This is a genomic window from Lentzea sp. NPDC042327, from assembly GCF_040647275.1.
Lineage (GTDB): Bacteria > Actinomycetota > Actinomycetes > Mycobacteriales > Pseudonocardiaceae > Lentzea.
In genome coordinates, this window is the sequence record NZ_JBEZBX010000001.1 from 507,389 (window position 1) to 532,085 (window position 24,697).

Consider the following 24,697-nt stretch of genomic DNA (forward strand, 5'->3'; position numbering starts at 1 on the left):
GTGAGTCACTCGACTCACCATTAACGGAGGTACCGATGCGTTTCCAGGGCAAGACCGTGTTCATCACCGGGGCGACCGGCGGGATGGGGCGCAGCCACGTGCTCGGCTACCACGCCGAGGGCGCGAACGTCGTGGTCGCCGCGCGCAACGGCGACGCGCTCGCGGCCGAACTGGGTGAGCGCGCCCTGTCCGTGCGCCTCGACGTCACCGACGAGCAGGCGTGGCAGGCGGCGGTGCGGGCGGCGGAGGAGCGGTTCGGGCCGGTCGACGTCCTGGTCGGCAACGCGGGGGTGCAGCACCCGGCGGCGTTGGTCGAGGACACCGACCGCGCGGTCTGGCAGCGCACGCTCGACGTCAACCTGACCGGCCAGTTCCTGGGTGTCAAGCACGTCGCGCCGTCCATCCGGCGCGCGGGCGGCGGGTCGATCGCCATCATCGCCTCGACGATGGCCAACGTCGGATCGCCCTATTACGCGCCGTACGCGGCCAGCAAGTGGGCGTTGCGCGGTCTCACCCGCACCGCCGCATTGGAACTGGGCCGCGACCGGATCAGGGTCAACTCGATCCACCCCGGTGTCGTGGCCACCCCGCTCATCACCGAGCCCGTCGCACCCGGTCAGCCCGCGATCGGCGACCTCTTCTCCCCCGCCGGCTACGCCGTGCCGCGGCTGGCCGAGCCCGCGGAGATCACCGCCGTGCTGCTGCACCTGACCTCGGACGAGGCGTCGTTCACGACCGGTGCGGAGTTCGTCGTCGACGGCGGGTTGCTGCTCGGGCCGGCACTGGCCGCCTGACGAGCTCCTGCACGACTCTGACCAGGTCTTTCATCGGCGGAGCAGCGCGAAACGCGCGGTATGCCTCATTCGCGTCGGGGTTTGCGGGTGGGGCCACCGGGTAGGACGAGCCTTTCGGCGATCGGAGGGCACACAGTGGAACCCAGCTCCCTGCTGTACACCGGAGCGGGGCTCGCGACACTGGCCGCCGCGCTGCTGCCGCGGTTGCTCGCCCGCGCACCGGTCTCGATGCCGATGCTGTTCCTCGGGGCGGGTGCGCTCACGTTCTCCGTCGTGGACACGTTGCCGAACCCCGATCCCGACGAGCACGCCACGGTGCTGCTGCACCTCACCGAGATCTGCGTGATCATCTCGTTGATGGGCGCGGGGCTCGCGCTCAACCGGGCGGTGAGCCTGCGCGGGTGGGCGACGACCTGGCGGCTGCTCGCGATCACGATGCCGTTGTCGATGCTCGCCGTCGGGCTGCTCGGCTGGGGTGCGCTCGGGCTGGGTGTCGCGTCGTCGGTGCTGCTGGCGGCCGCGCTGGCGCCGACCGACCCGGTGCTGGCCAGCGAGGTGCAGGTCGCGGAACCGGCCGAGAACCCGGAGGACGACACCGGCGAGGACGAGGCGCGGTTCGCGCTCACCTCGGAGGCGGGGCTCAACGACGGTCTGGCGTTCCCGTTCACCTACGCCGCCGTCGCGATCAGCATCGCGGGTGCCGCGCCCTCGGCGTGGCTGGGGCACTGGCTCGCCGTGGACGTGCTGTGGCGGCTCGCGTGCGGTCTGGCCGTCGGCGTCGCCGTGGGCTGGTTGCTGGGCAAGCTGTTCTTCTCGGTGCCGTCGGAGAAGCTGCGCCTCGCCGAGCACGCGGAGGGGTTCGTGGCGCTCGCCGCCACGTTCCTCGCCTACGGCGTCACCGAGCTGGCCGAGGGTTACGGGTTCGTCGCGGTCTTCGTGTGCGCCTGCACGATCAGGGCCGCGGAACGCCACCACGGCTACCACCAGGTGCTGCACCGCTACGTCGAGCAGGCCGAGCGGATGCTGACGGTCGTGATCGTCTTCCTGCTCGGCGGTGCCGCGGTCAGCGGGCTGCTCGCGGGCCTCGACTGGCGCGAGATCGCGGTCGCCGCGGTGACCCTGGTGCTGGTCAGGCCGCTGGCGGGGTGGATAGGCCTGCTCGGCGGCAAGACGGGTTCGCGCGAGCGGACCGTCATCGCGTTCTTCGGCGTGCGCGGTGTCGGCTCGCTGTTCTACATCACCTACGCCTTGCAGGAGGGGAACTTCACCGGGCACGACACGATCTGGCGAATCGCCGGGCTGGTGGTCATCGGTTCCGTTCTCGTGCACGGGCTGTCGGCGTCGCCGGTGATGTGGCTGCTGGACCGCAGGCGGCAGCAGAAGGGCGGCGCGGCAGCGGCCACGACCCCGGTCTGAGCCCGCGCCGACCGTCCACGGCAGGCATTCCCGGTGCTCCCACATTGTGATCAGGAACTTTCGCCGTGCGAAAAACCTGAAACGAGGACTACAGTCCAAGGAAGCGGTTGAGCCTGCAGCTGCGTCCTTCCTCCAGCAGGAGGTCGCTCCACGGCGAGGAGGCTCTGTCATGGCGAACACTTTCCATTGCCCGCTGCACGTGCAAAGAGAGGTCAACGGGCTCGCGATCGTCGTACGCGCCGACGGGGACCTGGACCAGGACACGGTCGAGACGCTGCACAACGAGCTCCAGATCGCCCTCGCGATGGCGACGGCACCGTTCCCGGTCGTGGTCGACCTGAGCCGGGTCACGTTCTTCGGCTCGGCCGGCATCAACGAGCTCGTGGTCCAGCACCGCGCCGCGCGGGCCGCGGGCGTTCCCCTGCGGGTCGCCGCCGCTCACCGGATCGTGCTGCGGCCCATCACGGCATCCGGAGTGGATCAGCTGCTGGCGCTGTACCCGGACGTGGAGCAAGCCCTTTCCGCTGGCCGGAGCGCCAGGTCGGCCGGGTGACCCGGTCGGCGGCACGCCCGGCCTGCGGTCCGGAGTGGACGGTGCAGCCACCCACGGGCCGCTCGGCCGCCGCGCTGAACGCGAGCCGGTGCTCGCCGATCCAGATGGAGTCGCCGTCCCGCAGCACGGCCTCCTGCACAGGGCTGCGGTTGATGTAGGTGCCGTTGAGCGAGCCCAGGTCTTCGAGGACGACCACGCCGTCCTCCCACCGCACCTGCGCGTGCCGCCGTGAGACGGTCATGTCGTCGAGGACGATGTCGCAGTGGGGTCCGCGTCCGATGAGCAGGCCCCGCTCGGTCAGCGGGACGGTGACCGGGTGCTGCCCGGTGGTCGTCAACGCTGCGGTCGTCAGCACCGGTGTGCTCGCCTGCACGAGTTCGCCGATCATGCCGGAACCCGCCGTTCCCTTCGCTCTCCGCTGAGCCGGCACTCCCCGTGCCCGAGTGCCGAGTGTAGTGGGCTCCGGCGGCACATGAGCGCGCCCTTGGACCGTCGGGGACTGATCGGCGGCAGGGCGCTGGGCCGTCTGATGGATCTTCCCGAACCGGGGTTTGAACGGGTGACGCCACCGGGCACTGGAGAGCACCTGTGTGCGGATCGATCCCGGAGCGGTGAAGAACATGATGGCGTCGTACTGGGAGACCGCTCGAACGGGGTTCACCGCGTTCGTGGGCGTCGGCCTGCTGGTGCTCGCTCCCCTGGTTTTGTTGCACTACCTGCGTTTCGGGCGTGTGGAGCCGCGCCGTGCGTTCGTGCTCTACGGCCTGCTGGCCTACGGTCTCGTCGCTCTGGCGCTGATCTTCCTGCCGTTCCCCGCGAACCGCGTGGAGGTCTGCCAGGGCGAGCAGATGCTCTCGCTGGTGCCGTTCCAGTGGGTCACCGACATGAACAACAACCTGTCGGCCAACGGGCGCTCCGGCATCGTCGCGATGGTGACGTCGCAGGCGTTCATGCAGCAGATGTTCAACGTCGCGCTGTTCGTGCCGCTGGGCGTGGTGCTGCGCAAGGCGTACCGCAGGGGCCCGCTGGCCGTGATCGCGATCGGCATGGGCATCTCGCTGGCCGTCGAGGTCGTGCAGTACACGGGCAACTTCGGCTACTACCCCTGCCCGTACCGCATCTCCGACGTGGACGACCTGATCTCGAACACGGCCGGTGCGCTGGTGGGCTGGATGCTCGCCCCCGTCGCACTGGTGGTGCCGACGGTGCCCGGTTCGGAGGACTCCGCGGCCCCCACCGGCACGGTGACCGTCCCGCGCCGGCTGCTGGCCCTCGTCGTCGACCTGCTCCCGGTGCTGCTGCTCGCGAAGCTCGTGCTCCCGGACCCGCGCTGGGCGGTGCTGGCCCTGGTGGCCCTGCGCGTCGTGCTGCCGGCGGCGACCGGCGGTGCCACCCCCGGCAGCTGGCTGCTGCGCTACCGCACCCGCCGCGAGGACGGCACCCGCGCGAACCCGCTGCAGATCGCCATCCGCGAACTGCTCGGCGTGACCGGTCTCGTGACCTACGCGACCGTGGTGTCGCCGTGGCTCGGTGCCGGCCGGTTCGACCTGGTCGTGGTGGCGCTGGTGGTCGTCGGGACGTTCGTGTTCCCGGTGTTCCGCCGCGACCAGCGCGGCTGGCACGAGCACGCGGCGCGCACGCGGGGCGTGCGGGATTCGGACCGCGTGGAGGTCCCGGTGGAACGGGAGCGTGAGGATGCGCCTGCGGCCGGGTGAGGTGGAGGCGGCCGGCTGGCGGGTCGTGCCGCTCGGTGAGGTGGTCCGGCGACTGGTCGGGGGCGGCGGGTCGGCGGTGGAGGTCGGTGTGCGACCGACCGCTGACGGCCCCTCCGGCGCTCACCAGCCCGGCCTCGTCCCGCGGCCCGTGATCGTCGGCATCGACGGCCGCGGTGGCGCCGGGAAGTCCGCCCTGGCCGAGCGGCTGCACCACGCCGTGCCGCGGTCGTGGGTGGTGCACACCGACGACATCGCCTGGAACCAGGCGTACTTCGACTGGGCCGGACTGTTGACCGAGAACGTCCTGCGGCCCCTGCACCGCGGCGAGGCGGTGGAGTTCCGCCCACCGGCCTGGGTCGCGCACGACCGGCCGGGCGCGGTCGTGGTCCCCGCCGGGGCCGACGTGGTGTGGGTGGAGGGCACGGGCGTCGTCCGGGCGGAGCTCGGGCCGTGGCTCGACGCCTCGGTCTGGGTGCAGGGCGACCTCGACGAGCAGGAACGCCGCCTCGTGGCGCGCGACGGCGACTCGCCCGAGCAGCAGCGGCACGTTGCCGCGTGGCTGGCCGAGGAAGTGCCGTTCCTGGAGCGCGAACAGCCCTGGCTCAGGGCCGCGGTCGTCGTGAACGGGACCCCGGAGCTGCCGCACGACCCCGCGACCGAGATCGTGGTCGCCGCCTGACCTCGTCCTGATCAGGGCGTCCAGTCGGGCGAGCGGCCCAGCAGGGCGAGGACGCGGCGCATCGGGTCGGTGTCCCGGGTGACCAGCGCGGGCGCGAAGGCCGCACCGGGCTGGAGCCGGCCCTCCCCGTCCGGCACGGCGAGCGCGATCCGCAGCGCGGGTTCGGCCAGTTCCGGTGCGAGCCGGTGGCCGAGCCCGAGCGAGCGCGCCACGTCCCAGCCGTGCACGACGTAGTCGATCAGGTGGAACCCGATCGCCTGCACGGCCGGAAACCTCGTCACCGGGGCGAACTCCGGCAGCTCGAACTCCTCCACCGGGTCGGCGAAGGCGGCGAGGAGGTCGCGTGCGGCGGCGGCGTGGTCGGACGGGCTCGCGAGGCGGGCCTCCCACGCCGTGCGGTCCCCTCCCCCGCCTCGCGCGGCGGCGGCGAACCCGCGGTGTTGCGCGGTCATGTGGGCGAGCAGGTCGGCGACCGTCCACCCGGCACACGGCGTCGGCCGCTCCAGGTCGTCGTCCTGGACCTGGTCGACGGTTCGGACGCTGTCCAGCACGGCGGTCCGGTGGAGTTCGAGCAAATCAGTAAGCACACGCATACGATATGCAGACGCTTATCATATGCGCAAGGCTATGATGTCGATCATGACCGGTCGGCGGGACCTCGCGGCGATGATCGCCCCGCTGCAACGCGCGCTGATCGCCGCCGAGCAGCCGGTGCTGAGCGCGCACGGGCTGAGCATGTGGGGCTACGTCGTGCTCGACGCCCTCGACGGCCAAGCGGTGCGCACGCAGGCTGCGCTGGCGGAGTTCATCGGCGCGGACAAGAGCCGCATCATCGCCGTGCTGGACGACCTGGAGGCGGCAGGCCTGCTGGAACGCACTCGCGACCCGGCAGACCGGCGCGCACGCTTCGTCGCGATCACCGACGAGGGGCGCCGCAAGCACCACGCCGCGCAGGCGGACATCCAGCGCAACGAGGACCGCGTGCTCGCCCAGCTCCCACCCGCCGACCGCGAGGCGTTCCTCCGAGCACTGGCCGTGCTGTCCGCACAGGTCAGCGGCTGAGCCGCGCCCGCAGGATTCCCTCGACCGCCTCGACGAACGTCTCCCCGACCGGCCCGGGATCGGTGAGGCACCCCGCCGCCATCGCACCGTCGCGCAGCATGACGAGGTGCCGCGCGTCGAGCTCGACCGGCGAGTCGCCGACCCGGGACAGCAGCTCCGCGACGGTGTCGTGGAACCACTGGCGGTGGTTCAGCACCGCGACGTGCACGGGGTGCGCGGGGTCGGGGTACTCGGCCGCGGCGTTGAGGAACGCACACCCGCGGAACCCCTCGGAGCGGATGTGCGCGGCAATCCCCCGCGCCACCGCCCGCACCGCCTCGACGTCGTCGGCCGCAGCGGCCACACCGGCTTCGAGCTGCTGCCGCGTCGCCCGGTCCGCCTCACCGAGGTAGGCGACCAGCAGGTCGTCCTTGCCGGCGAAGTGCCGGTACATCGTCGCGCGGGTCACCTTCGCCTCGGCCAGCACGCGGTCCACGCCGACCGAGTGCAGCCCCTCGGCGTAGAACAGCCGGCCGGCGGTCCCGAGCAGGCGGGTGCGGGCATCAGACACGCGGGTCATGCTCCCGACGCTAACAGAGAGAACGTTCGTTCTTGACAACTGCGTGCCGGTCCTGCCAGTCTTCGAAAAGTAGAAAGAACGTTCTCCCTACCTCAAGGACGATCCCGTGAGCACCAGCACCGCGTCACCGGCCACCCTCGCCCCCGCACTCCGCACGCTGTACTTCGCCCGCTTCGGCTTCGCGCTGGTGTGGGCGGTGCTGCTGATGCTCACCGCCACGACGATCGGACCGGTCAGCGGCACCCTGCTGGTCCTGTACCCGCTTTTCGACGTGGCGGCGGTCGTGGTGGACAGCCGCACGTCCCGCACCGGACGCGCGTCGTGGGGCCTGTACGCGAACATCGCCGTCAGCACGATCGCCGCGGCCGGGCTGGTTGTCGCGGTGACCTCCGGCATCCCGGCGGTGCTGACGGTGTGGGGCGCGTGGGCCGTCGTGTCCGGCGTGACCCAGCTCGTCGTCGCCGTGGTGCGCCGCGGTCTCGGCGGGCAGTGGCCGATGATCCTCAGCGGTGCGATCTCCACGCTCGCCGGTACGTCGTTCATCGTCCAGGCCGGCAGCGACGGGGCGACGTTGACCACCCTCGCGGGGTACGCGGGGATCGGCGGGGTCTTCTACCTGGTGTCGGCGCTGCGGCTGGGCAAGGCACGCGGCTGACCGGGAGCGGGTGCCCGCCTCGGACCGGAGCGGGCACCCGGCCGGCTCCGGGCGCCGCTCGTCCGTCCACCGGGCTTCTGGTTCCCGCCCGTCTACCCCGGCAGCTGGATTTTGACCGGCACTGAAGCCATCGCGAGCTTCGCGACCTTCGTCGGCCAGGCGGGCGCCGTACGATGCGGTGGGCGGGCGTCAGGACCGCGCCTGTGGAGGCTGTGCAAGATGAGTGATCGGGAGCTCGGGCTCTCCGCGCTGGTGGACGACCTGCCGGTGGTCGTGTGGCAGGGCGACGCGAGTGGCCGCGCGGTCACCTTCTTGTCCGGCAACGTCGAACGGCTGCTCGGGTACCCGGCGCGGCGGTGGCGCGAGGACCCCGGGTTCTGGGGGCAGGTCACGCACCCCGACGACCGCGAGGAGAGCGAACGGCAGCGCTGGGGTGCGGAGACCGACTACGAGACGGTCTACCGGGTGCGCACGGCCGCGGGCGAGTTCATGTGGGTCATGGAGCAGGCGCGGGTGCGCGGGCCGGTTCGCAGCGGGGTGCTCGTCGACGTCACGGCGCGGCAGGCCGAGGCGGAGCGGCAGCGGTTCCTCGACGACCTCGACCGCGAGTTGCAGCGGCTTGACGACGCCGAGGAGCTCATGGCGTTGGCGACCAGGATGCTCGGCGAGCACATGAGTGTCGATCGGTGTGCCTACGCGCGCGCAGAGGCTGACGAGAACCACTTCGTCATGAGTGGTGACCACGCCACTGGGTTGCCGCCTTTGCCTGGGCGGTTCGCCATGCGTGGGTTCGGCGCCGGTGCGTTAGCGGCCATGCGCGCGGGTGAGCCGTGGGTCGTGCACGACGCGTTCAACGACACACGGATCGAAAGCGACGACCTTGCCGCTTACCGCGTCACGGGCATACGTGCGGTGATCTGCCTGCCGTTGTTGCGCGGTGGACGGTTCGTGGCGGCGATGGCGGTGCACCAGGCCCATGTGCGGCATTGGACGCGCGACGAGATCGACCTCGTGTCGGTCGTGGTGAACCGGTGCTGGGAGTCGATGCAGCGCGTGCACGCCGACCGGGCGTTGCGGGACAGCGAACGGCGGCACCGCAAGCTCGTGGAGCGGGCCACGGACGCGATCTGGTTGCTGGACCAGGAGATGCGGTTCGTGTCGGCCAACCCCGCGACCGGGCACCTGCTCGGCCACCGGCCGGAGGACCTGCTCGGCACGCCGATCACGGACCTGCTCGTCGACGGCCTGCCCGCCGACCTGTCCGGGTCCGAGGTCGTAACCCTGCGGCACGCCGACGGCACCGAGATCGTGCTGGAGCTGAGCGTCCAGGCCACCCCGACCGGGCTGCAGGCGATCGGCAGGGACGTCACCGAACGCCGTCGCGCGGAGGCCGAGCGCGAGCTGCTGCTGCACCGCGAGCACGAGATCGCGGCGGCGTTGCAGGAGAGCCTGCTGCCGCGGCAACTGCCGGCGCTGCCCCGGCTCGCCACGGCCGCGCGGTACCTGCCGGCCGCGCAGCACTCGCAGATCGGCGGCGACTGGTACGAGGTCGTGCCGCTCGGCGAGTCGCGCGTCGGGCTCACCGTCGGCGACGTCGTGGGCAAGGGACCGGCCGCCGCCGCGGTCATGGGACAGCTGCGCAGCGCGCTGACCGGGTTCCTGCTCGACGGGCACTCCCCCGCGGAGTCGTTGCGGCGCCTGGACGTCTTCGCGGCGCGCGTCAACGGTGCGGCGGGCAGCACGTGCGTGTGCATCGTCTTCGACTGGCAGGCGGGCGAGCTCTGCTGGGCCTCGGCGGGCCACCCGCCGCCCGTGGTGGTCGACCGCTCCGGCGCCCGGCCTCTGACGGACGGGGTCGGTGCGGTGCTGGGCGCCGGGACCAGCCCCGTCCCGCAGCACTCGGCTCCGCTGCCACCGGGCGCCTCGGTCGTGCTGTACACCGACGGGCTGGTCGAACGCCGTGACGAGGTGCTCGACGAGGGCGTCCACCGGCTCGTCTCGGCCACCGAGACGGCGGCGGACCTCGCACCGGACGCGCTGGTCCAGCTGATCATCGACGCACTGCTCGCCAAGGGCCAGGACGACGACGTGGCGCTCGTCGTCGCACGGCACCTGCCCGCACCGCTGCGGCTCACCGTGCCCGCGGTGCCGGCGGAGCTGGCCGGTCTGCGGCACACCGCCACGAGGTGGGCCGAGGTCGTCGGGCTGTCCGAGGACTCCGTCTACGACCTGGAGCTCGCGATCGGCGAGGCCGCGGCGAACGTCGTCGACCACGCCTACCCCGAGGGCGGCGGCACGTTCGAGACCCGGCTGGAGTCCACCGGCCGCGGCGTGCGGGTGACGGTGACCGACCGGGGCCGCTGGCGCCCGCAGCCGGCCGACCGCGGCCACCGGGGCCGCGGCCTCGACATGATCCGCAAGCTCAGCGACACCGTCGACCTCTCCGCCGGAGAGGAGGGCACGACCATCCGCTTCCACGTGCCGCTCGTGCCGCTGGAGTCCACACCGGACGTGAAGCCCGGCGCGAGACCGCACCACGCACCGCCCCCGGCCGTGACCGGGCTGACCGAGCACGCGGACGGCGACGTGCAGCGGATCGCGCTGACCGGTGACCTCGACATCGCCACGGTCGAGGACCTGCGCACCCCGCTGCTCGCGCGGGTCGGCGCCGCGGACGACCGGCCGGTCCAGGTCGACCTCACCGACCTCGACTACCTCAGCAGCTCGGGCATCGCGTTGTTGTTGCACGCCAAGGCATCCGCGGCCGCGCACGGGCGGGCGCTGACCCTGCTGGCGGCGGCCGGCAGCGCACCGGCCCGCATCCTGCACCTGTCCGGGCTGGAGCACGGCACCCGGCCCTGACCGGTCACTCCGGCGCGGCGCAGTCCACGAGCGCGAACACCGTCTTGCCGCCCTCGCGCGGGCGGTGACCCCACTGGCGGGAGATGCGGTCCACCACGACGATCCCGCGCCCGCGGTGCTCGCCCAGGCGGGAGCGTCCGTAGACCGGTTCGAACGGCGACTCGTCGTCCACCTCGACGGTGATCGAGCACGGGTCGGTCCGGTGCAGGATCCGCAGCCGGCCGGTGCCGGGGGTGTGGTCCAGGACGTTCGTGACGAGCTCGGTGACCACGAGCTGCACGTCGTAGAGGTGGTCCTCGTCGAGGACGTGCAGGGCGGCGGTGACCTCGCGCCGCAGCGCGGACAGCGCGAGACCGGGTGCGACGGGGAGGTCCACCACGAGTGCGGTCACGGGCACCGCCGCAGCAGCACCAGGGCGATGTCGTCCTGCTTGCCCTCGCCCAGCTCGGCCAGCAGCCGGTCGGCGAGCTCGTCCATGTCGGCGGTGTGCGACACGGCGGTGCGCAGCCGTTCCATGCCCTCGTCCAGGTCGACGCCGCGGCGTTCGACGAGGCCGTCGGTGGTCAGCAGCACGAGGGTGGCGCGCGGCAGCGGCAGCTCGGTGGCCTCCGGCCGCTCCAGCCCGACGCCCAGCAACGGGCCCCTGACGTCGGCGTACCGGGCGCCCTGGTCGTCGACCAGCAGCGGCGGCACGTGGCCAGCGTTCGCGACGGCCATGGTCCCCTCCTCGAGGTCCACCAGCAGCAGGCACATGGTCGTGAGACCGCCGGAGGGGTGGAAGCGTTCCAGCAGGGTGTCGACCCGACGCAGGATCTCGGCCGGCCGGTGCCCCTCCACGGCGTAGGCGCGCAGCGTGTGCCGCACCTCGGCCATCACCGTCGCGGCCTGGATCGAGTGCCCGCACACGTCGCCGATGGCGATCAGCATCCGGCCGTCGATCTCGACCACGTCGTAGAAGTCACCGCCGATCTCGGCGTTGCTCGACGCGGGCAGGTACCTGGCCGTCATCGGCAGCTCGGGGTGCTGCGGCAGCACCCGCGGCAACAGGCTGCGCTGCAACGTGAGCGCGAGCGAGTGCTCCTCGGCGAAGGTGTGCAGCCCCTCCGCGGCCAGCGCGGTGGCCTGTGCCAGCTGCCGCAGCAGGTTGCGGTCGGCGTCGTCCACGACGGACTCCGGCGGCACCGCGATGCAGATCGGCGGCCGGCGCGGCTTGGTGCGGGCCAGCGCCGCCGTCACCGGGGCACCTGGCCGCCACGGCACGTCGCGGGCCTCGGCCAGCGTCACGCCGACGCCGGTGCCCAGTGCCGACGTCCACCGCTCGACGTCGGCGATGTCGGGCCGCGGCAGGACCTCCGGCTGGCTGGACCGTGCCGTGGCCACGGAGACCTCGCCGGAGGGGGCGGTCAGGACCGCGCTCGCCTCGGCGTCGAGCACCTCGGCCGCACCGACCGCCGCGGCCTCGGCCAGCGCGTCGAACGTCGGCGCCGCGTTGATCGCGAACGTGGCGGTGGTGAGCCGGGTGAGCCGGGCGGCGAGGTGCTCGGCCAGTGCGCGGGCCCGGTGGTAGCGCAGGGCGGCCTCGACGTTGGCGAGCAGCTCGCCGGGGTCGAGCGGTTCGGTCAGGTAGGCGTCCGCGCCGCGGGTCAGGCCGGTGACCTTGTCCTCGGGCTCGATGTAGGTCGCCGAGAGCATGACGACCGGGATCGAGCTCGTCCGGGGGTCGGCCTTGATCCGCTCGGTGACGTCGTAGCCGCTCATGTCCGGCAGGTGCACGTCGAGCAGGACCAGGTCGAACAACCCGTCGTCCAGCTCGGTCAGCGCCTGCGCCGCCGTGGCCGCCTCGACGACGGTGTGCCCGCTGCGGCGCAGCCAGCTGCACGCGATGAACCGGCTGGCCTCCAGGTCGTCGACCACGAGGACCCTGGCCGGCCCACCGCCCATGGCCGTCGGGTTCATCGGTCCTCCGTTCTGCGCGCCGTGAGCTGGGCGTCCCTGACCGCCCTGCCCACCGTTTCCGGGGAGATCCGCTCCTCGTGCAGCATCACCGCACCGAGGCCGTGCACGCTGCGGGCGAGACCGCCGGGGTCGTCGCCGCACACGATCACGACCGGCACGCACCGGAGGTCGGGGTCCAGCCGCAGCACCGACAGCACCGCGCTGCCGCTCATCAGCGGCGCGCTGGCGTTCACGAGCACCAGGTCGGGCTGCCGGGCCTTGGCGAGGTTCAGCGCGGACCGGCCGTCCGAGGCCTCGACCACCTCGGCCGCGATGCCCGCCAGCGCGTCCCGCAGCTGCCGGCGGGCCTTCTCGTCGCCGTCCGCGACCAGCGCGCACGCCACCGGGGCCGGCTGGACGAGCTCGTCCTTCGCGGTCGGCAAGGTCAGCACGACCTCGGTGCCGACACCGGGCGTGCTGGTCAGCGCCAGCGTGCCGCCGAGCAGCTCCGCGAGCTTGCGGGCGTAGGACAGGCCGAGGCCGGTGCCGCTCACGCCCGCCTGCAGCGCGTTCGGCACCTGGTAGAACTCCTCGAACACCCGGTCCTGCTCTTCGAGCGGGATGCCGATGCCGGTGTCGGTGACCACGAACCGGACCTCGTCGGGACCCGGTCCCGGCTCGGTGGTGAAGCGGATCTCGCCGCGCTGGGTGAACTTCACCGCGTTCGACAGCACGTTGCGCAGGATCCGCACGAGCATCGTCTCGTCGGTCACCAGCGACGGCAGCTCCGGCGTCGGTTCGACCACCAGGCTCACGTCGCCGGTGCGCAGCAACGGCCGCACCGCCGAACGCAGCTGGGTGAGCACGTAGTCGAGCGCGACCGGCGCCGGCCGCGGCTGCAGGCTGCCCGACTCGGCCTTCGCGGTGTCGAGCAGCTCGTTGACCAGCGCGAGCAGGGTGGCGGCCGACTCGTTGATGAGGTCCACGTGGTGGCGCTGGTCGTCGGTCATCGGGTCGCCGCCGGGTGCGTTGAGCAGGCGGGTCAGGCCGACCACGGAGTTGATCGGCGCGCGCAGCTCGTGGCTGATGTTCGACCAGAACCGGATGCGGGCGGCAGCCGCGTCGCGCAGCTCGGCGGACTTGGCGTCGAGCTCGGCGTAGAGGGCCACCACGCCCTGGTTGGTCTGCTCCAGCTCGTCGGAGAGCTCCTGGTAGAGCGCCACGACGCCGCGGTTGGTCTCCTCCAGCTCGGCGTTGACCCGTTCCAGCTCCTTGCTCTTGGCCTCCAGGTGCTCCAGCGTCTCCAGCAGCTCCTGGTTCTGCGCGCGCAGCTCGTCCAGCGCGCTGGCACCGGCGGTCTCGCGCAGATCCCGCAGCAGGCGCTCGTCGAGCACGACCGCGTGCTGCACGTTCTTCGCGAGCGTCACGCCGGTGGGGCTCACCCGCAGCTCGTCCATCAGCCTGCGCGCGGTGTCCCAGCCCGGTCCCGCGTCGCTGACACCCGCACCGCCGGCCTGCCAGGTCAGCTCGACCAGCAGCACCGGCACCGGGTCGCGGTGCAGCCGGAAGACCGCGGTCGCGGCCACGTCCTGCCGCACCAGCTCCCGGCCGACGTCGCTGAGCGCGGTGGCCAGCCGGACCTGGTTCTGCCCGTCGAGCCCGGCGGCGGCCGCGACCTGGCGGCCGCGCTGACGCAGCAGGAACACGTCCCGCTCGTCGCCGACCACGAGGCGCAGCAGTTCGGTCGTGGTCATGCCGGTCTGGCCACGAGCACGCAGGCGTCGTCCTTGCGCACGCCGGCCTCGCGCAGCAGGGTCGCGGCGATCAGCACCGGCGGGTCGGTGGTGAGGTCGCTGCCGTGGCCGGGGCCCCAGCGCTCGGTCAGGCCGTCGGAGTGCAGCACCACCACCGCCCCGTCCGGCAGCAGGTAGTCGAACGCCCTGATCGTGCGGGCGTGGTGGCCGGCGACACCGGGCACCGAGATCATTCCCTGCTTGCGGTCGGGCGTGAGGACCGCGGCGGCGATGTTGCCCAGCCCGGAGAACCGCACTGTCCGCGCGACGAGGTCGACGTCGGCGACCGCCACCGCGCCACCGCGGGTGCCCCGCAACGCGGCGTGCAGCCGGGTGACCACCTGTTCGGGCGGCATGTGCGGGAGGTCGCGGAAGAGCCGCACGGCGGCGTCGGAGGCCGCTGCCGCCAGCGGGCCGTGTCCGGACCCGTCGCACATCAGCAGCGTCAGCCGACCGGCGCGCCGGCACACCGCGTAGGCGTCACCGCAGACGTCCTCGCCGCCGATCGGCCTCGTCAGGCCGGCCGCGCTCTCCGCGCCCCACTCGGGTGCCCAGTCGGCGGAAGGGGCGAACCGGGCGACCAGTGCGGTGCCCAGGCCGACGCGGGAGGTCATGGCGCAGGTGGTCGCGAGCCTCGCCACGGCGCCCAGCCCGACGCCGAGGGTGCCGGTCGTGGACTGGCCGTCCTGCCAGGCGAGCGCGATGTCGCTGATGCCCGGTCCGCGGTCCACGGCGACGACCTCGACGGCCGCGTCCCGTTCGCCGCGCACCGACCGGATCACGACGACGCCCTGCCGGGCGTGCTTGTGCAGGTTCGACCCGATCTCGGTGACCGCGAGCCCGATCTCGGCGATGCGGGTCGCCCCGAAGCCGAGCCGTTCGGCCAGCGCGGTCGCGGTGCGGCGCGCCCTGCCGACCTGGGCGGTCTCCTCGACCGGCAGCCAGGCCTCGTCCCGCACGTGCGGGAGGCAGTCCGCCGCGGTCATCTCTTCCACTTGACCACCGTCACGACCGTGCCCCTGCCGACCTCGGTGTCGAGGTCGAACTGGTCCACCAGGCGGCGGGCGCCGCTCAGGCCGAGTCCGAGGCCGCTGCCGCTGCTCCAGCCGTCGGCCAGTGCGAGCGTGAGGTCCGGGATGCCCGGTCCCTCGTCGTGGAACGACGCGCGCACGCCGAGCCGGCGCCCGTCGTCGACCTCCTCGACCCTGGCGAAGCCGCCGCCGCCGTAGATCAGCGTGTTGCGGGCCAGCTCGCTGGCCGCGGTGACGAGCTTCGTCTGGTCGACCAGCGAGAGCTTGGTCTGCTGCGCGTACGCGCGCACCAGCTGGCGCACGCGGACGACGTCGTCGTCACCGCTGATGGCGACCTCTTCCGGCCCGCCGGACCGGGGCGGCATCAGTCGTCCCGCTCGAAGTCGGAGTGCGCGACCACACCCCGGCGCTGCCGGCCGAGCTGTCCCAGGATCTTCATGCCGCGTTCGAGGTCGAGCGCGGTGCGCACGCCGCCGAGCGTGAGGCCCAGCTCGACGAGCGTGATCGCCACGGCCGGGCGCATGCCGACCACGACGGTGTCGGCGTCGAACAGCCGGGAGATGGACGCGATCGTGGCGAACATCCGGCCGATGAACGAGTCGACGATCTCGACGGCGGAGATGTCGATGACGACACCGTGGGCGCCGGTCGAGCTGATCTTCTCGGCCAGGTCCTCCTGCAGCGCGAGCACGCTCTGGTCCTGCAGGTCGATCTGGATGGAGACCAGCAGGACGCCGCCGATCTTCAGGATCGGGACGCGTTCCATCAGCCGACCTCGCGGCGCACGACGTCGACGCCCTCACGACGCAGGGCGTGCCTCAGGGCGTCGGCGAGCGAGGCCTTGGTGACGATGTCGCCGAACTCGATGCCCAGTGCGACGATCGTCTGCGCGATCTGCGGGCGGATGCCGGACACGATGCACTCCGCACCCATCAGCCGGGCCGCGACCACGGTCTTGAGCAGGTGCTGCGCGACCTGCGTGTCGACGGCGAACACCCCGGTGATGTCGATGATCGCGTGCTCGGAGCCGGTCTCGACCAGCATCTCCAGCAGCTTCTCCATCACCACCTGGGTGCGCGCGGAGTCCAGCGTGCCCACCAGCGGCACGGCGAGGACGCCCTCCCAGATCTTGACAACCGGCGTGGTCAGCTCCAGCAGCTGCTCGGACTGCTCGCGGATGATCTCCTCGCGCGCCCGCGCGTACGACTCGAACGTCAGCAGGCCGAGCGCGTCCAGCAGGCCGGAGAACGCCATGACCTGGCGGTGGATCTCCGGGTCCTCGTCGTTCTCCACCAGGGAGAACACCTCGCGCTTGAGGGAGAACACGCTCGACGCGGTCTCCGACGGCGTGAAGCCCGCGCGCACCCTGGACCGCGAGTACTCCTCCAGCTGAGCCTTGATCTCGCCGAACTCCGGCCCGCTCACGTTCCTGCCGTCGTTGCCGACCAGGGGCAGCAGTGCCGCGAAGAACTCGCGGAAGTCGGTCTCCAGCTCCGCCCGCGTCGACCGCCCGCGCAGCAGGGCCGCCACGGCGCCCACCCACTTGTCGATCAAGGGGTCGGCGTTGGTCCGCAGCAGCTCCGTCAAGCGCGGGGCGTGTCCTGCGTCTGCAGTCACTCATGCCTCCTCAGGCGGTGGTACAACCCTGCAGACAGTAGTCGTGGGCGCGGTCGAACCTTCAGGTGGTCGCTGCGTTTAGGGTGCTCCCGCCCGAGGTAAGTCACCCCTGCACAACTTGGACAGAGAGGCACCCCTTGACGACCGGCGGCGACCCTCCTCATACCCCGCACGTCCTGGAGCTGAACGGTGATGTGGCCGACATCCCCGGGGTCCGGCGGTGGGCGGAGTCCGCGCTGCCCGGACTGCACGAGGACGACCTGCTCGACGTGCAGCTGGTCGTGACCGAGCTCGTCTCCAACGTGTACGACCACGGCCGGTTCCCGGCGCGCCTGCGGCTGCACCGCCGCGGCGGTGACGACGGCGTGGAGGTCGTGGTGGAGGACGCCTCGACGACGCCGCCCCAGCTCAGGCCGTCCTCACCCGACTCGGTACGGGGCCGCGGGCTCGTGCTCGTGGACCAGCTGTCCGCGAAGTGGGGTGTGCTGTCGCGGAACGCCGGCAAGACCGTGTGGGCGGTCGTGCCGTGCCCGGAGACCTGCTGAACCCCGCTGGAAGATCGTCGAGAGAACGCTCAGACGCGGCGTTGCCGGGGCAGCGTCCCCAGACCGGACAGGGCCTCCGCCAGGTTCGGGTGCACCGTCAGCAGCACGTTGACACCGGACAGCTCCAGCGGGCGCAGCACGGTCTTGCTCGCCGCGACGACCCGGAACGGCACCTTCGCCCGCTGGGCCTCCCGCCGGACGGCGACGACCATGTTGATGCCCGCGGAGCCGAAGAAGCTCACCCCGCCGAGGTCCAGGACCAGACCGGTGGGCGCACCGCGCACGGCCTCGACGGCCTGGTTGAGGGCGGGGTCGTCGGTCATCCGGTCGATCTCGCCGGACACGACGACGACGGCTATCCCGTGGTGGTGGACTGTGCGGGCGGTCTGCACGACCGCGCCGCCGGCTTGCTGGCTCATGGCCCGCGCTCCCATCGGCAAACCGTGCGAAGCGCCGACTGCAGCAGCCCAACCCGGAGAACCTGTAGATGACCTCACAATGAGTGAATCGGTTTTCAGGTACTCCAGTCCACGCTATGCCTCTTCGGACCGGGACACAACCTCACCCCGTGATCACCGCCCGATGCGCAGCGTGACATCCGTGAGCGGTGCGCTGGTACAGGTCAGGACCCGGCCGGTGGCCTTCTGCTCCGCGGTCAGGCAACCGGTTTCCTGCCGGGACACCTCGCCGCCGACCAGCTGCGCCACGCACTCGCCGCAGCTGCCGACCGTGCAGGAGTACGGCAGGGGCAGGCCGGCCGCGAGCCCGGCGTCGAGCAGCGTCTGGCCGGGTTCGGCGACCGCGGTGCCGAGCCCCTCGACGACCACCCGTTGCGGCGTCGCCGATCCCGGTGCCCTGACCGGTCCGCTGGTGTAGCGCTCCTGGTGGACGTGCTCAGGCGGCACGTCGAGCGCCTGGCGCACCACGTCCATGAACGCCTCCGGGCCGCACAGGTAGTACCGCGCGTCCGGCGACGGCGCGAGACTCCCGACCCACCGCCGGACACCGGGGCCGTCGAGGCGTCCGGCGCGGGCGGTCACCACGTGCGTGACGGCGAGCCGGCCGGGGTGGCGCTCCCCCAGTTCGGCGAGCTCGGCGGCGAAGATCGCCTCCTCCTCGCTGCGGTCGCAGTGCAGCAGGGCGATCCGGGGTCCGGCCGGCTCGGCGAGCAGCGCGCGGACCATGCTCATCACCGGTGTGATGCCGCTCCCGGCCGTGATCGCCACGACCTCGTGCCCCTGGACGAGCCGGAAGGAACCGGACGGGCCGCGCACGGCCACCCGGTCGCCGACGGCGAGGCGCTCGTGGACGTGCGCCGAGAACCGGCCGCCCGCCACCCGCTTGACGGTGAGCTCCAACCGGGTGGTGCCGGGCGCGGAGGACGCCGAGTAGGGCCGGCGCACCTGCTCGCCGTCGAGGTCGGCGACGAGCGTGAAGAACTGGCCCGGCCGGAAGTCGAACGGCGCGCCGTCGGCCAGCACGACCGTGACCGCACAGGGGGTCTCCGCGCGCACCTCGACGACCCCGACCTCGCGCAGCGGGTCCGGTGCGGGCGCGGCGGTACCGGCAGGGGCGATCGCATAGCCCTCCTTGCGCAGGCCGGAGCGGTAGGCGAGGTCCAGCACCGGTCGCAGCCACCTGGCCGGTACCAGGCCCGCCACCCTCAGCAGTGCACGGCGCGGCCGGCTCGCGGTGTTGGCGGTGAGGTGCCCGCTCGCCAGCGCGATCAGGTCGGGGGTGTCGTCGACCGGCGCCGAGGTCCAGAGGCGGGCGCGGGTCACGGCGTCGCTCGTGCTCAGCTCCGCGGCCTCGACGTGGACGAGCAGCGCCGCGTGCGGCGGAACTCCCTTCAACGCCAGCGGTTCCAGCACGGCCGGGTCGACGGTGATCACAGCGCGGCCGCGCCCGTGCAGGACGCCGGTGCGGCCGGGGACGAGTGCGGCGAACGAGAGGCGGTCGTCCTCCAGCAGGTTGTGCAGGGTGTCCGCGCGCCGGTTGCCCCTGCGGTCGGCGATCACGAGCGTGTGGCCGTCCAGTACACGTGCGACCGGTCCGGCCTCCCCGCGCGGGCTCGTGTCGGCACCGCCCTTCGAGTCCCATGTGGACAGTGCGAGGAACGGTGCCGCGGCGAGGAAGTCGGCCACGCCGGGCGCGGCCAGCGGGCCCTCGCCGACCTGCGCGGCGGCGGGTCCGGCCGGTACCGGCGGCTGCCACAGGCCGGACCGCAGCACGGACTGGGCGCAGTGCACGTAGACCTGCTCGACGTCGAACACGACCTCGCCGGTGCCGGACGCGATCCCGTTGACCCGCAGCGTCTCCCCCACGCCCGGCAGCAGGAACACCAGCGACGCCGGTCCGGCAGCGGTGCCGTCGAGGGCGAAGGTGAGCCGGGTCGGTGACAGGAGGCGCGCGAAACCCGGCCGGCCGCCGACGACAGCGGTCCGGCTCGTGCCGTCGGCGGCGCGGTGGCCGAAGCCCGCGATCGGACTGCGCGCGAGCACGGCCGCGCAGCCCTCGTCGAGCGCGCCGACCTGCTTCAGCACGATCATGGACGCGGGCCGCCCGACGACGGCCTCCACCTCGGCCACCGTCCGCAACCGATGGGCTTCGTCGATCATGACGGGCTTGTTTTCCCAGCTCATGACACTATTGTGAGGTTTTGCTCAGCTCTTGGGTACTCGCTTTTGGAAGGACCGCCGTGCCGTCACCGGACGATCGTCTCGCCCCACGTCGCCGACCGCGTCAGGTGCGCGCGGAGCTCACCCGCGACCGGATTCTGACGGCGGCTGCTCACGTTTTCGTCGAGCACGGGTACGCCGCGGGCACCACCAACCGCATCGCCGAGCACGCCCGCGTCTCGATCGGCTCGCTGTACCAGTACTTCCCGAACAAGGACGCGGTCCTGGCCGCCCTGCTGGTGCGGCACGTCGACCGCGGCCGGTGGGCGCAGGCCGAACAGCTCGACCTCGCCCCCGGCTCGCTGGCGCAGACGGTGCGGGCGCTGGTCCGCGACGCGATCGACAACCACGACGAGGACCCGCGGCTGCTGCGGATCATGATCCAGGAGGCGCAGCACTCCCGGGAGCTGGCCGAGGCCGTGGCCCGGCACGGCGAGCAGCGGGTCGCCCAGGTCCGCGACCTGTTCGCCCGCCACCCCGACGTCGGCGTGGCCGACCTCGACACCGCGGCGGAGCTCATCGTGTTCACCGTCGAGGTGAACACGCACCGGCTCATGGCCTTTCCGCGGAACACCACCGTCGAGAAGTTCGAGAACGAGCTCGTCGGGATGGTGACGCGCTACCTGCGCGGCGACCGCTGAACCGCCGTCGGGTCACCGGTCGCGGCGCAGGTGGCGCGCTGGCCCGCTCAGCGCCAGAACGACCGGCGGCGCTCCTTCGCCTCCTGCTGGGCGAACTGGCGCAGCAGTTCCCGCGCGCGGGCCCAGAGCCGGTCGACGTCACCGCCCGCGGTGAGCTCGTCCTGCAAGCGCCGCAACGGTTCGAACGCCTGCCCCTGCTCACCGGCGATCAACGTGCCGAGCCGGCTGGCGAGGTCGGCGAGCAGGTCGCGGCGTTCCCACTCCGGCAGACCGGTGGCCTGGTCCAGGCGGTCGGCTTCCAGCGCGGCGATCTCGCGCAGTTCGGCCGTGGCGTCCTGGGGCGGTGCCGGACGGGCCGAGCCGCGCAGGGTGGCCGAGATCCGGGCTCGGCCGCGGGTGGGCGGTGGCACCGGGGCGCCGGGCGGGACCGGGGCTCCAGGCGGCACCGGAGGGCTCTGCGGTGCTGGAGGTGCGGGCGGCTTCGGGGCGTCGGGCGGGGCAGGTGCGCCGGGCGGAACCGGGGCACCGTCCGGAGTCGGAGCGCCGAGCGGGACGGGTGCCCCCGGCGGGATCGGGACGCCGACCGGGGCAGGTGCGCCGGCCGACCTGGCGGGAGCAGCGGGCATCGGAGCGGCGGGCATCGGCGCGCCCGCCATCGGTGCAGCCAGCGGGAACGGCGCCGGTCCGGCGAAGCCCACCGCCCCACCGCCATAACCACCGCCATATCCGCCACCGGCGCGCGGCATGGGCGGCGGCGCGGGGTCCCAGCCCGACGGCAGCTCGACCGGCTGCACCACGCGGTGCACCTCGCCGTCGCCCACGACCCGTTCGTCCACCGCCACGAACGCGGTGAACCGGCACAGCACCCCGAACCGCAGCGAGGTCCGCACGATCTCCGCTTCCACGGCGCGCTCGCCGGTCGCGTAGCGGTCTTCGAGGTCGCGCAGCGCGGCACGGGCCCACTGCGACCGGACCGCGGGCTCGGTGTGCTCCAAGACGGGCACCGCCTCCTCCCAGGCGCCACCCTCGCGGGTGCGGCCGCGGACGGTGAACGACTCCGGCGCGGCACCCCGGTACCGGCCGAACGCCACCAGCGGCACGCCGGGGTAGATCGCGGTGGGCAGCTTCGGCAGGTCGGACGACGGTGTCACGACCACGTCGGTGACCACCGGCGCGCCGATGCGGCGCTGGATGTGCGTCATCGCCTCGTCGAGCCGGTCCTCGCTCTCGACGAGCTCGCACCGCCCGGCGCCGCGCGCGGCCAGGCGGCCGAGGAAGCCCGCGTTGACGGCGGAGTCGATGCCGACGGCGTGCACCCGCGTGCGGCCGAGGACCGGTGCGATGTCGCGCAGCAGCTGGTCCTCGTTGCCGACCTGGCCGTCCGTGACGAGCACGAGCACCGGGTCGCGGTCCGCCTCGGCCTGCGCGAGCAGGGTCAGCCCGTCGCGCACCGGCTGGAACATCTCGGTGCCGCCGCGCGCCTGCACCTTCGCCAGGTGCTCGACCGCGCGGAACCGGTGGCGGTCGGTACCCGCGACCAGGCCGGTGCCGAGCTCGGCGGGGTGTTCCACGCGGTCGTCGAACGTGAGCACCGCGAACCTGTCGTCCGCCGTCAACGTGTCGACGATCCGCGCCGCCGCACGCCGTGCCGCGACCATCTTCCAGCCCGACATGCTGCCGGACCGGTCGAGCAGCAGCACGACGTCACGCGGCCGCACCGCCGCCCGCGGCTGCGGTGGCAGGACCGTGAGCTGGTAGGTGCCCTCCTCGCCGTCGGCGTCGGGCACGCACACCACCGCGGAGCTGGTGCCCGTGTAAGCCAGCCGCAGCACGAAGTCGCGGTCGACGCGTTCACCGGGAACGACCGTGACGGTGTTGCCCTCGGCGGTGACGGCGTGCAGGCTCGACCGCACCTCCCCGAGCTCCAGCCCGGCCGGGTCGACCTGCACGCTGATGCCCAGGCGCACCGGGTTCGGGAAGCCGGGCAGCAGCACCGGCGGCGTGATCCGGGAGGCGTCGGGCACGAGGTCGGTGTCCTGCGCGTGCCCGTCCCCGACCGACGGACCGTCGAGCGGCGCACCCGGCACGTACCGCGGCGCCACGACGAGCGGGAACCGGAACGTGGCCGCGCCGTCCTCGAACACCAGCGGCCCGACGACGCTCAGCTCGACGGTGACCCGTTCGCCCGCGGGGATGTTGCCCACCCGCATGGTGAACACGTCCGGCCGTTCCTCCTCCACGATGGACGCTCTTCGCCCCGCCGCGATCGCCTGGTCGTAGGCCTCGCGTGCCTGACCGCGCTCTTGCAGGTCGGCCACGACGGTCCGGTCGCCTGCGGTCATCTTCATGCCGGTGACGGCGGCGCGGTCGGGCAACGGGAAGACGTAGGTGGCTTCGAGAGCGGCGTCGTGCGTGTTCACGAACCCGGTCGTGAACACCACGCGACCCAGGAGCCCGGTGACCACCGCCCGCACGTCGACGCTCTCCAACGGCAGGTTTCCGCGCTCGGTGAGCAGCGCGCCGACCCCCGCGTCCTCGGTCGTCCGGCCGACGCGGTCCACCTCGGCCGGCTGCAACGGGGTGACGGTGATGGTCATGGCGTTTCCCTTTCGTCGGTGAGCAGGCCGCGGGCGGCGAGCAGGTCGAGCAGTGGCCGCGCGGCGGCCGCGATGTCGGCGAGGTCGGCGGGGGTCGGGGTGCCGGGGGTGAGGAGGACGGCGCCGCCGGTGAGGGGGATGCCGGTGAGGAGTGCGGGTGGTGCCGGTGCGTCGGGGGCGGGCGGGGCGGGTGGGCCGGATCGGGCGGCGGGTTCGGGCGGGCTCGGTGGTGTGGCGGGTACGGGCGGAGGAGCGGCACCCGCGGGCGACACGGGCGAGGGCTGCGGCACGGCACCCGCAGGCGGCATGGGCGACGGCGGCGGCGCAGCACCCGCAGGCGGCGCGGGCGCGGACGGCGGCACGACACCCGCGGGCAGCGCAGCCAGCGGTGCGACCGCTGGCCAAGGCGTGCCCGCTGGCGGCGGCGGAGGCGTGGGCGGCGGTGCGGGCAGCGGCGGTGGCGCGGGTGGTGCCGGTGGTGCTGCCGGCACGGCCCAGAACCGCGGCCGCACCTCCCCCGCCGGCGCGTCCTCCGCCACCTCCAGCAACCCGTCGGGCACGCGGGCGATCGCCAGCAGCGCCTGGTCGGTCGCACCGGCGAGCTCGGCCTGGATGTCGGCCAGCGTCCTCCCCTCCGACTGCAGCCTCTTGACCGCCACCAGCTGGAGCAGGTGGCGCCGGTCGTACAGCGCGGTGCGGCCGCGCATCGCCGAGGGCCGGTCGACCAGCCCCGTCGTCGCGTACCAGCGGACCGCCCGCCGGTCGGGCACGTCGCGGACCCGGCCGTTGGGCGCGCCCTGGTATTCCGCCGTCAGCGCGGCGGAGACACGTTCCAGCAGCTCGTCAAGCGTCCACACCCCATGATAGTGACACTGTCACGATGACAGTGTCAATGAAAAAACCTGATGAGGTCCACCCGGCGTGGCCGGGTAGGGTTCCGCGCGTCGCGCAACGGACGGAGACCCCTGGGTGAGCACGGAAGAGGCCAGCCTCAGCACCGGCCACGAGGCCGCATCGGGCCAGCTCAGGACCCGGAAGGCGCAGGTCCTGACCGCAGCCGTTCCCGCGCAGGTCGCGGACATCACCGCCCTGGTCAACCGCGTCTACGCCGAGGCGGAGGCCGGGTTGTGGCGCGACGGCGCCACCCGCACCAGCGAGGCCGAGGTCGCGGGGCTCGTCGAGGCCGGACAGGTGGTGGTCGCGCTGCACGAGGACCGCGTGATCGGCGCGGTGCGGCTGCGGCAGCTCGACGACCGCACCGGCGAGTTCGGCATGCTCGTCGCCGCGCCGGAGGTGCGCGGCACCGGGCTCGGCCGCGACCTCGTCGCCCACGCCGAGGAGTGGGCGCGGGACGAGGGCCTCTCCCGCATGCAGCTGGAGCTCCTGGTGCCGCAGAACTGGGAGCACCCGGTGAAGGAGTTCCTGCGGAGCTGGTACACCCGCATGGGCTACGAGGTCGTGCACAGGGGCGACCTGACCGACGACCACCCGCACCTGGTGCCGGAACTGGCCTGCCCGTGCGACTTCCTGGTCTTCCACCGGGAGCTCGTGCCGGGCACCTGAGG

The 24,697-nt window shown here is 72.9% G+C and carries 24 protein-coding genes and 1 pseudogene; 11 read left to right on the forward strand and 14 right to left on the reverse strand.

Annotation, left to right across the window (positions count from 1 at the left end):
- The first annotated feature begins 35 nt into the window (after positions 1-35).
- The 3 genes from AB0A63_RS02025 to AB0A63_RS02035 all read left to right on the forward strand — a co-directional run bounded on the left by AB0A63_RS02025 (position 36) and on the right by AB0A63_RS02035 (position 2,763).
- Positions 36-794, forward strand: coding sequence for an SDR family oxidoreductase (locus AB0A63_RS02025; protein WP_360384288.1), 759 nt, complete (start codon positions 36-38; stop codon positions 792-794).
- A 135-nt stretch (positions 795-929) separates the two neighbouring features.
- Entirely contained in the window at positions 930-2,210 is a 1,281-nt protein-coding gene (locus AB0A63_RS02030; protein WP_360384290.1) for a cation:proton antiporter, read from the forward strand.
- Positions 2,211-2,379: 169 nt separating this feature from the next.
- Complete coding sequence (locus AB0A63_RS02035; RefSeq protein WP_360384292.1) at positions 2,380-2,763, forward strand: STAS domain-containing protein; 384 nt, start codon at positions 2,380-2,382, stop codon at positions 2,761-2,763.
- A gap of 76 nt (positions 2,764-2,839) precedes the next feature.
- On the opposite strand, the pseudogene AB0A63_RS02040 reads toward AB0A63_RS02035, so the two are convergent.
- A pseudogene (locus AB0A63_RS02040) lies at positions 2,840-3,385 on the reverse strand (FHA domain-containing protein); the annotation flags it as partial.
- On the opposite strand from AB0A63_RS02040, the gene AB0A63_RS02045 reads away from it, so the two are divergent.
- Both AB0A63_RS02045 and AB0A63_RS02050 read left to right on the forward strand, forming a co-directional pair.
- Complete coding sequence (locus AB0A63_RS02045; RefSeq protein WP_360384294.1) at positions 3,354-4,478, forward strand: VanZ family protein; 1,125 nt, start codon at positions 3,354-3,356, stop codon at positions 4,476-4,478. The pseudogene AB0A63_RS02040 and the gene AB0A63_RS02045 sit on opposite strands and share 32 nt — an antisense overlap.
- Complete coding sequence (locus tag AB0A63_RS02050) at positions 4,459-5,157, forward strand: hypothetical protein (protein WP_360384297.1); 699 nt, start codon at positions 4,459-4,461, stop codon at positions 5,155-5,157. Before AB0A63_RS02045 ends, AB0A63_RS02050 begins: the two co-directional genes overlap by 20 nt.
- An 11-nt stretch (positions 5,158-5,168) precedes the next feature.
- Here the strand turns inward: AB0A63_RS02050 and AB0A63_RS02055 are convergent, their stop codons facing one another.
- Complete coding sequence (locus AB0A63_RS02055; protein ID WP_360384299.1) at positions 5,169-5,744, reverse strand: TIGR03086 family metal-binding protein; 576 nt, start codon at positions 5,742-5,744, stop codon at positions 5,169-5,171.
- A gap of 52 nt (positions 5,745-5,796) precedes the next feature.
- Between AB0A63_RS02055 and AB0A63_RS02060 the strand changes: the two genes are divergently transcribed.
- Entirely contained in the window at positions 5,797-6,219 is a 423-nt protein-coding gene (locus AB0A63_RS02060) for a MarR family transcriptional regulator (protein ID WP_360384301.1), read from the forward strand.
- Here AB0A63_RS02060 and AB0A63_RS02065 read toward each other — a convergent pair.
- Positions 6,209-6,769, reverse strand: coding sequence for a TetR/AcrR family transcriptional regulator (locus AB0A63_RS02065; protein ID WP_360384970.1), 561 nt, complete (start codon positions 6,767-6,769; stop codon positions 6,209-6,211). The genes AB0A63_RS02060 and AB0A63_RS02065 overlap by 11 nt on opposite strands.
- A gap of 115 nt (positions 6,770-6,884) precedes the next feature.
- Here AB0A63_RS02065 and AB0A63_RS02070 point away from each other — a divergent pair, with 115 nt between their 5' ends.
- Together AB0A63_RS02070 and AB0A63_RS02075 are read left to right on the forward strand one after the other, a co-directional pair.
- Positions 6,885-7,433 carry a hypothetical protein gene (locus tag AB0A63_RS02070; protein ID WP_360384303.1) on the forward strand — a complete coding sequence of 183 codons (549 nt, stop codon included), beginning with the start codon at positions 6,885-6,887 and terminating at the stop codon, positions 7,431-7,433.
- Between the two features lie 219 nt (positions 7,434-7,652).
- Positions 7,653-10,295: a SpoIIE family protein phosphatase gene (locus AB0A63_RS02075; protein ID WP_360384305.1), complete on the forward strand. Its 2,643-nt coding sequence runs from the start codon at positions 7,653-7,655 to the stop codon at positions 10,293-10,295.
- A gap of 4 nt (positions 10,296-10,299) precedes the next feature.
- On the opposite strand, the gene AB0A63_RS02080 is transcribed toward AB0A63_RS02075, so the two are convergent.
- The 7 genes from AB0A63_RS02080 to AB0A63_RS02110 are packed head-to-tail and all read right to left on the reverse strand — an operon-like array spanning position 10,300 to position 16,671.
- Positions 10,300-10,686, reverse strand: a complete 387-nt coding sequence (locus tag AB0A63_RS02080) for an ATP-binding protein (RefSeq protein WP_360384307.1) — start codon at positions 10,684-10,686, stop codon at positions 10,300-10,302.
- Positions 10,683-12,251 (reverse strand): fused response regulator/phosphatase, encoded by a 1,569-nt coding sequence (locus AB0A63_RS02085; protein WP_360384309.1) that lies wholly within the window; start codon positions 12,249-12,251, stop codon positions 10,683-10,685. Before AB0A63_RS02085 ends, AB0A63_RS02080 begins: the two co-directional genes overlap by 4 nt.
- The gene (locus tag AB0A63_RS02090) at positions 12,248-13,984 is read right to left on the reverse strand and encodes an ATP-binding protein (protein WP_360384311.1); all 1,737 of its coding nucleotides are present in this window, start codon (positions 13,982-13,984) and stop codon (positions 12,248-12,250) included. Before AB0A63_RS02090 ends, AB0A63_RS02085 begins: the two co-directional genes overlap by 4 nt.
- Positions 13,981-15,009 carry an ATP-binding SpoIIE family protein phosphatase gene (locus AB0A63_RS02095; protein ID WP_360384972.1) on the reverse strand — a complete coding sequence of 343 codons (1,029 nt, stop codon included), beginning with the start codon at positions 15,007-15,009 and terminating at the stop codon, positions 13,981-13,983. Before AB0A63_RS02095 ends, AB0A63_RS02090 begins: the two co-directional genes overlap by 4 nt.
- Entirely contained in the window at positions 15,006-15,419 is a 414-nt protein-coding gene (locus tag AB0A63_RS02100) for an ATP-binding protein (RefSeq protein ID WP_360384313.1), read from the reverse strand. Before AB0A63_RS02100 ends, AB0A63_RS02095 begins: the two co-directional genes overlap by 4 nt.
- Positions 15,419-15,820 carry an STAS domain-containing protein gene (locus tag AB0A63_RS02105; RefSeq protein ID WP_360384315.1) on the reverse strand — a complete coding sequence of 134 codons (402 nt, stop codon included), beginning with the start codon at positions 15,818-15,820 and terminating at the stop codon, positions 15,419-15,421. The genes AB0A63_RS02100 and AB0A63_RS02105 overlap by 1 nt, the downstream gene beginning before the upstream one ends.
- Entirely contained in the window at positions 15,820-16,671 is an 852-nt protein-coding gene (locus AB0A63_RS02110; RefSeq protein ID WP_360384317.1) for an STAS domain-containing protein, read from the reverse strand. The genes AB0A63_RS02105 and AB0A63_RS02110 overlap by 1 nt, the downstream gene beginning before the upstream one ends.
- A 137-nt stretch (positions 16,672-16,808) precedes the next feature.
- Here AB0A63_RS02110 and AB0A63_RS02115 point away from each other — a divergent pair, with 137 nt between their 5' ends.
- On the forward strand, positions 16,809-17,216 hold the full coding sequence (locus AB0A63_RS02115) for an ATP-binding protein (RefSeq protein ID WP_360384319.1): 408 nt from the start codon (positions 16,809-16,811) through the stop codon (positions 17,214-17,216).
- 29 nt (positions 17,217-17,245) lie between these two features.
- On the opposite strand, the gene AB0A63_RS02120 is transcribed toward AB0A63_RS02115, so the two are convergent.
- Both AB0A63_RS02120 and AB0A63_RS02125 read right to left on the reverse strand, forming a co-directional pair.
- Positions 17,246-17,635: an STAS domain-containing protein gene (locus AB0A63_RS02120; protein ID WP_360384321.1), complete on the reverse strand. Its 390-nt coding sequence runs from the start codon at positions 17,633-17,635 to the stop codon at positions 17,246-17,248.
- Between the two features lie 153 nt (positions 17,636-17,788).
- The gene (locus AB0A63_RS02125; RefSeq protein WP_360384323.1) at positions 17,789-19,858 is read right to left on the reverse strand and encodes an FAD-binding oxidoreductase; all 2,070 of its coding nucleotides are present in this window, start codon (positions 19,856-19,858) and stop codon (positions 17,789-17,791) included.
- Between the two features lie 104 nt (positions 19,859-19,962).
- Here AB0A63_RS02125 and AB0A63_RS02130 point away from each other — a divergent pair, with 104 nt between their 5' ends.
- Positions 19,963-20,535 carry a TetR/AcrR family transcriptional regulator gene (locus AB0A63_RS02130; RefSeq protein ID WP_360384325.1) on the forward strand — a complete coding sequence of 191 codons (573 nt, stop codon included), beginning with the start codon at positions 19,963-19,965 and terminating at the stop codon, positions 20,533-20,535.
- Between the two features lie 47 nt (positions 20,536-20,582).
- On the opposite strand, the gene AB0A63_RS02135 is transcribed toward AB0A63_RS02130, so the two are convergent.
- Together AB0A63_RS02135 and AB0A63_RS02140 are read right to left on the reverse strand one after the other, a co-directional pair.
- On the reverse strand, positions 20,583-23,132 hold the full coding sequence (locus tag AB0A63_RS02135) for a VIT domain-containing protein (RefSeq protein ID WP_360384327.1): 2,550 nt from the start codon (positions 23,130-23,132) through the stop codon (positions 20,583-20,585).
- Complete coding sequence (locus AB0A63_RS02140; protein ID WP_360384329.1) at positions 23,129-23,989, reverse strand: MerR family transcriptional regulator; 861 nt, start codon at positions 23,987-23,989, stop codon at positions 23,129-23,131. The genes AB0A63_RS02135 and AB0A63_RS02140 overlap by 4 nt, the downstream gene beginning before the upstream one ends.
- Before the next feature lie 112 nt (positions 23,990-24,101).
- Between AB0A63_RS02140 and AB0A63_RS02145 the strand changes: the two genes are divergently transcribed.
- Complete coding sequence (locus AB0A63_RS02145; RefSeq protein ID WP_360384331.1) at positions 24,102-24,695, forward strand: GNAT family N-acetyltransferase; 594 nt, start codon at positions 24,102-24,104, stop codon at positions 24,693-24,695.
- Positions 24,696-24,697 lie beyond the last annotated feature (2 nt).

Bases quoted from the DNA above. Each gene is read 5' to 3' on its own strand.
- AB0A63_RS02090 (WP_360384311.1), bottom strand. From the start codon at position 13,984: ATGACCACGACCGAACTGCTGCGCCTCGTGGTCGGCGACGAGCGGGAC.
- AB0A63_RS02075 (WP_360384305.1), top strand. From the start codon at position 7,653: ATGAGTGATCGGGAGCTCGGGCTCTCCGCGCTGGTGGACGACCTGCCG.
- AB0A63_RS02085 (WP_360384309.1), bottom strand. From the start codon at position 12,251: ATGAACCCGACGGCCATGGGCGGTGGGCCGGCCAGGGTCCTCGTGGTC.
- AB0A63_RS02135 (WP_360384327.1), bottom strand. From the start codon at position 23,132: ATGACCATCACCGTCACCCCGTTGCAGCCGGCCGAGGTGGACCGCGTC.
- AB0A63_RS02035 (WP_360384292.1), top strand. From the start codon at position 2,380: ATGGCGAACACTTTCCATTGCCCGCTGCACGTGCAAAGAGAGGTCAAC.
- AB0A63_RS02120 (WP_360384321.1), bottom strand. From the start codon at position 17,635: ATGAGCCAGCAAGCCGGCGGCGCGGTCGTGCAGACCGCCCGCACAGTC.
- AB0A63_RS02125 (WP_360384323.1), bottom strand. From the start codon at position 19,858: ATGAGCTGGGAAAACAAGCCCGTCATGATCGACGAAGCCCATCGGTTG.
- AB0A63_RS02050 (WP_360384297.1), top strand. From the start codon at position 4,459: ATGCGCCTGCGGCCGGGTGAGGTGGAGGCGGCCGGCTGGCGGGTCGTG.
- AB0A63_RS02100 (WP_360384313.1), bottom strand. From the start codon at position 15,419: ATGCCGCCCCGGTCCGGCGGGCCGGAAGAGGTCGCCATCAGCGGTGAC.
- AB0A63_RS02105 (WP_360384315.1), bottom strand. From the start codon at position 15,820: ATGGAACGCGTCCCGATCCTGAAGATCGGCGGCGTCCTGCTGGTCTCC.
- AB0A63_RS02060 (WP_360384301.1), top strand. From the start codon at position 5,797: ATGACCGGTCGGCGGGACCTCGCGGCGATGATCGCCCCGCTGCAACGC.
- AB0A63_RS02025 (WP_360384288.1), top strand. From the start codon at position 36: ATGCGTTTCCAGGGCAAGACCGTGTTCATCACCGGGGCGACCGGCGGG.
- AB0A63_RS02095 (WP_360384972.1), bottom strand. From the start codon at position 15,009: ATGACCGCGGCGGACTGCCTCCCGCACGTGCGGGACGAGGCCTGGCTG.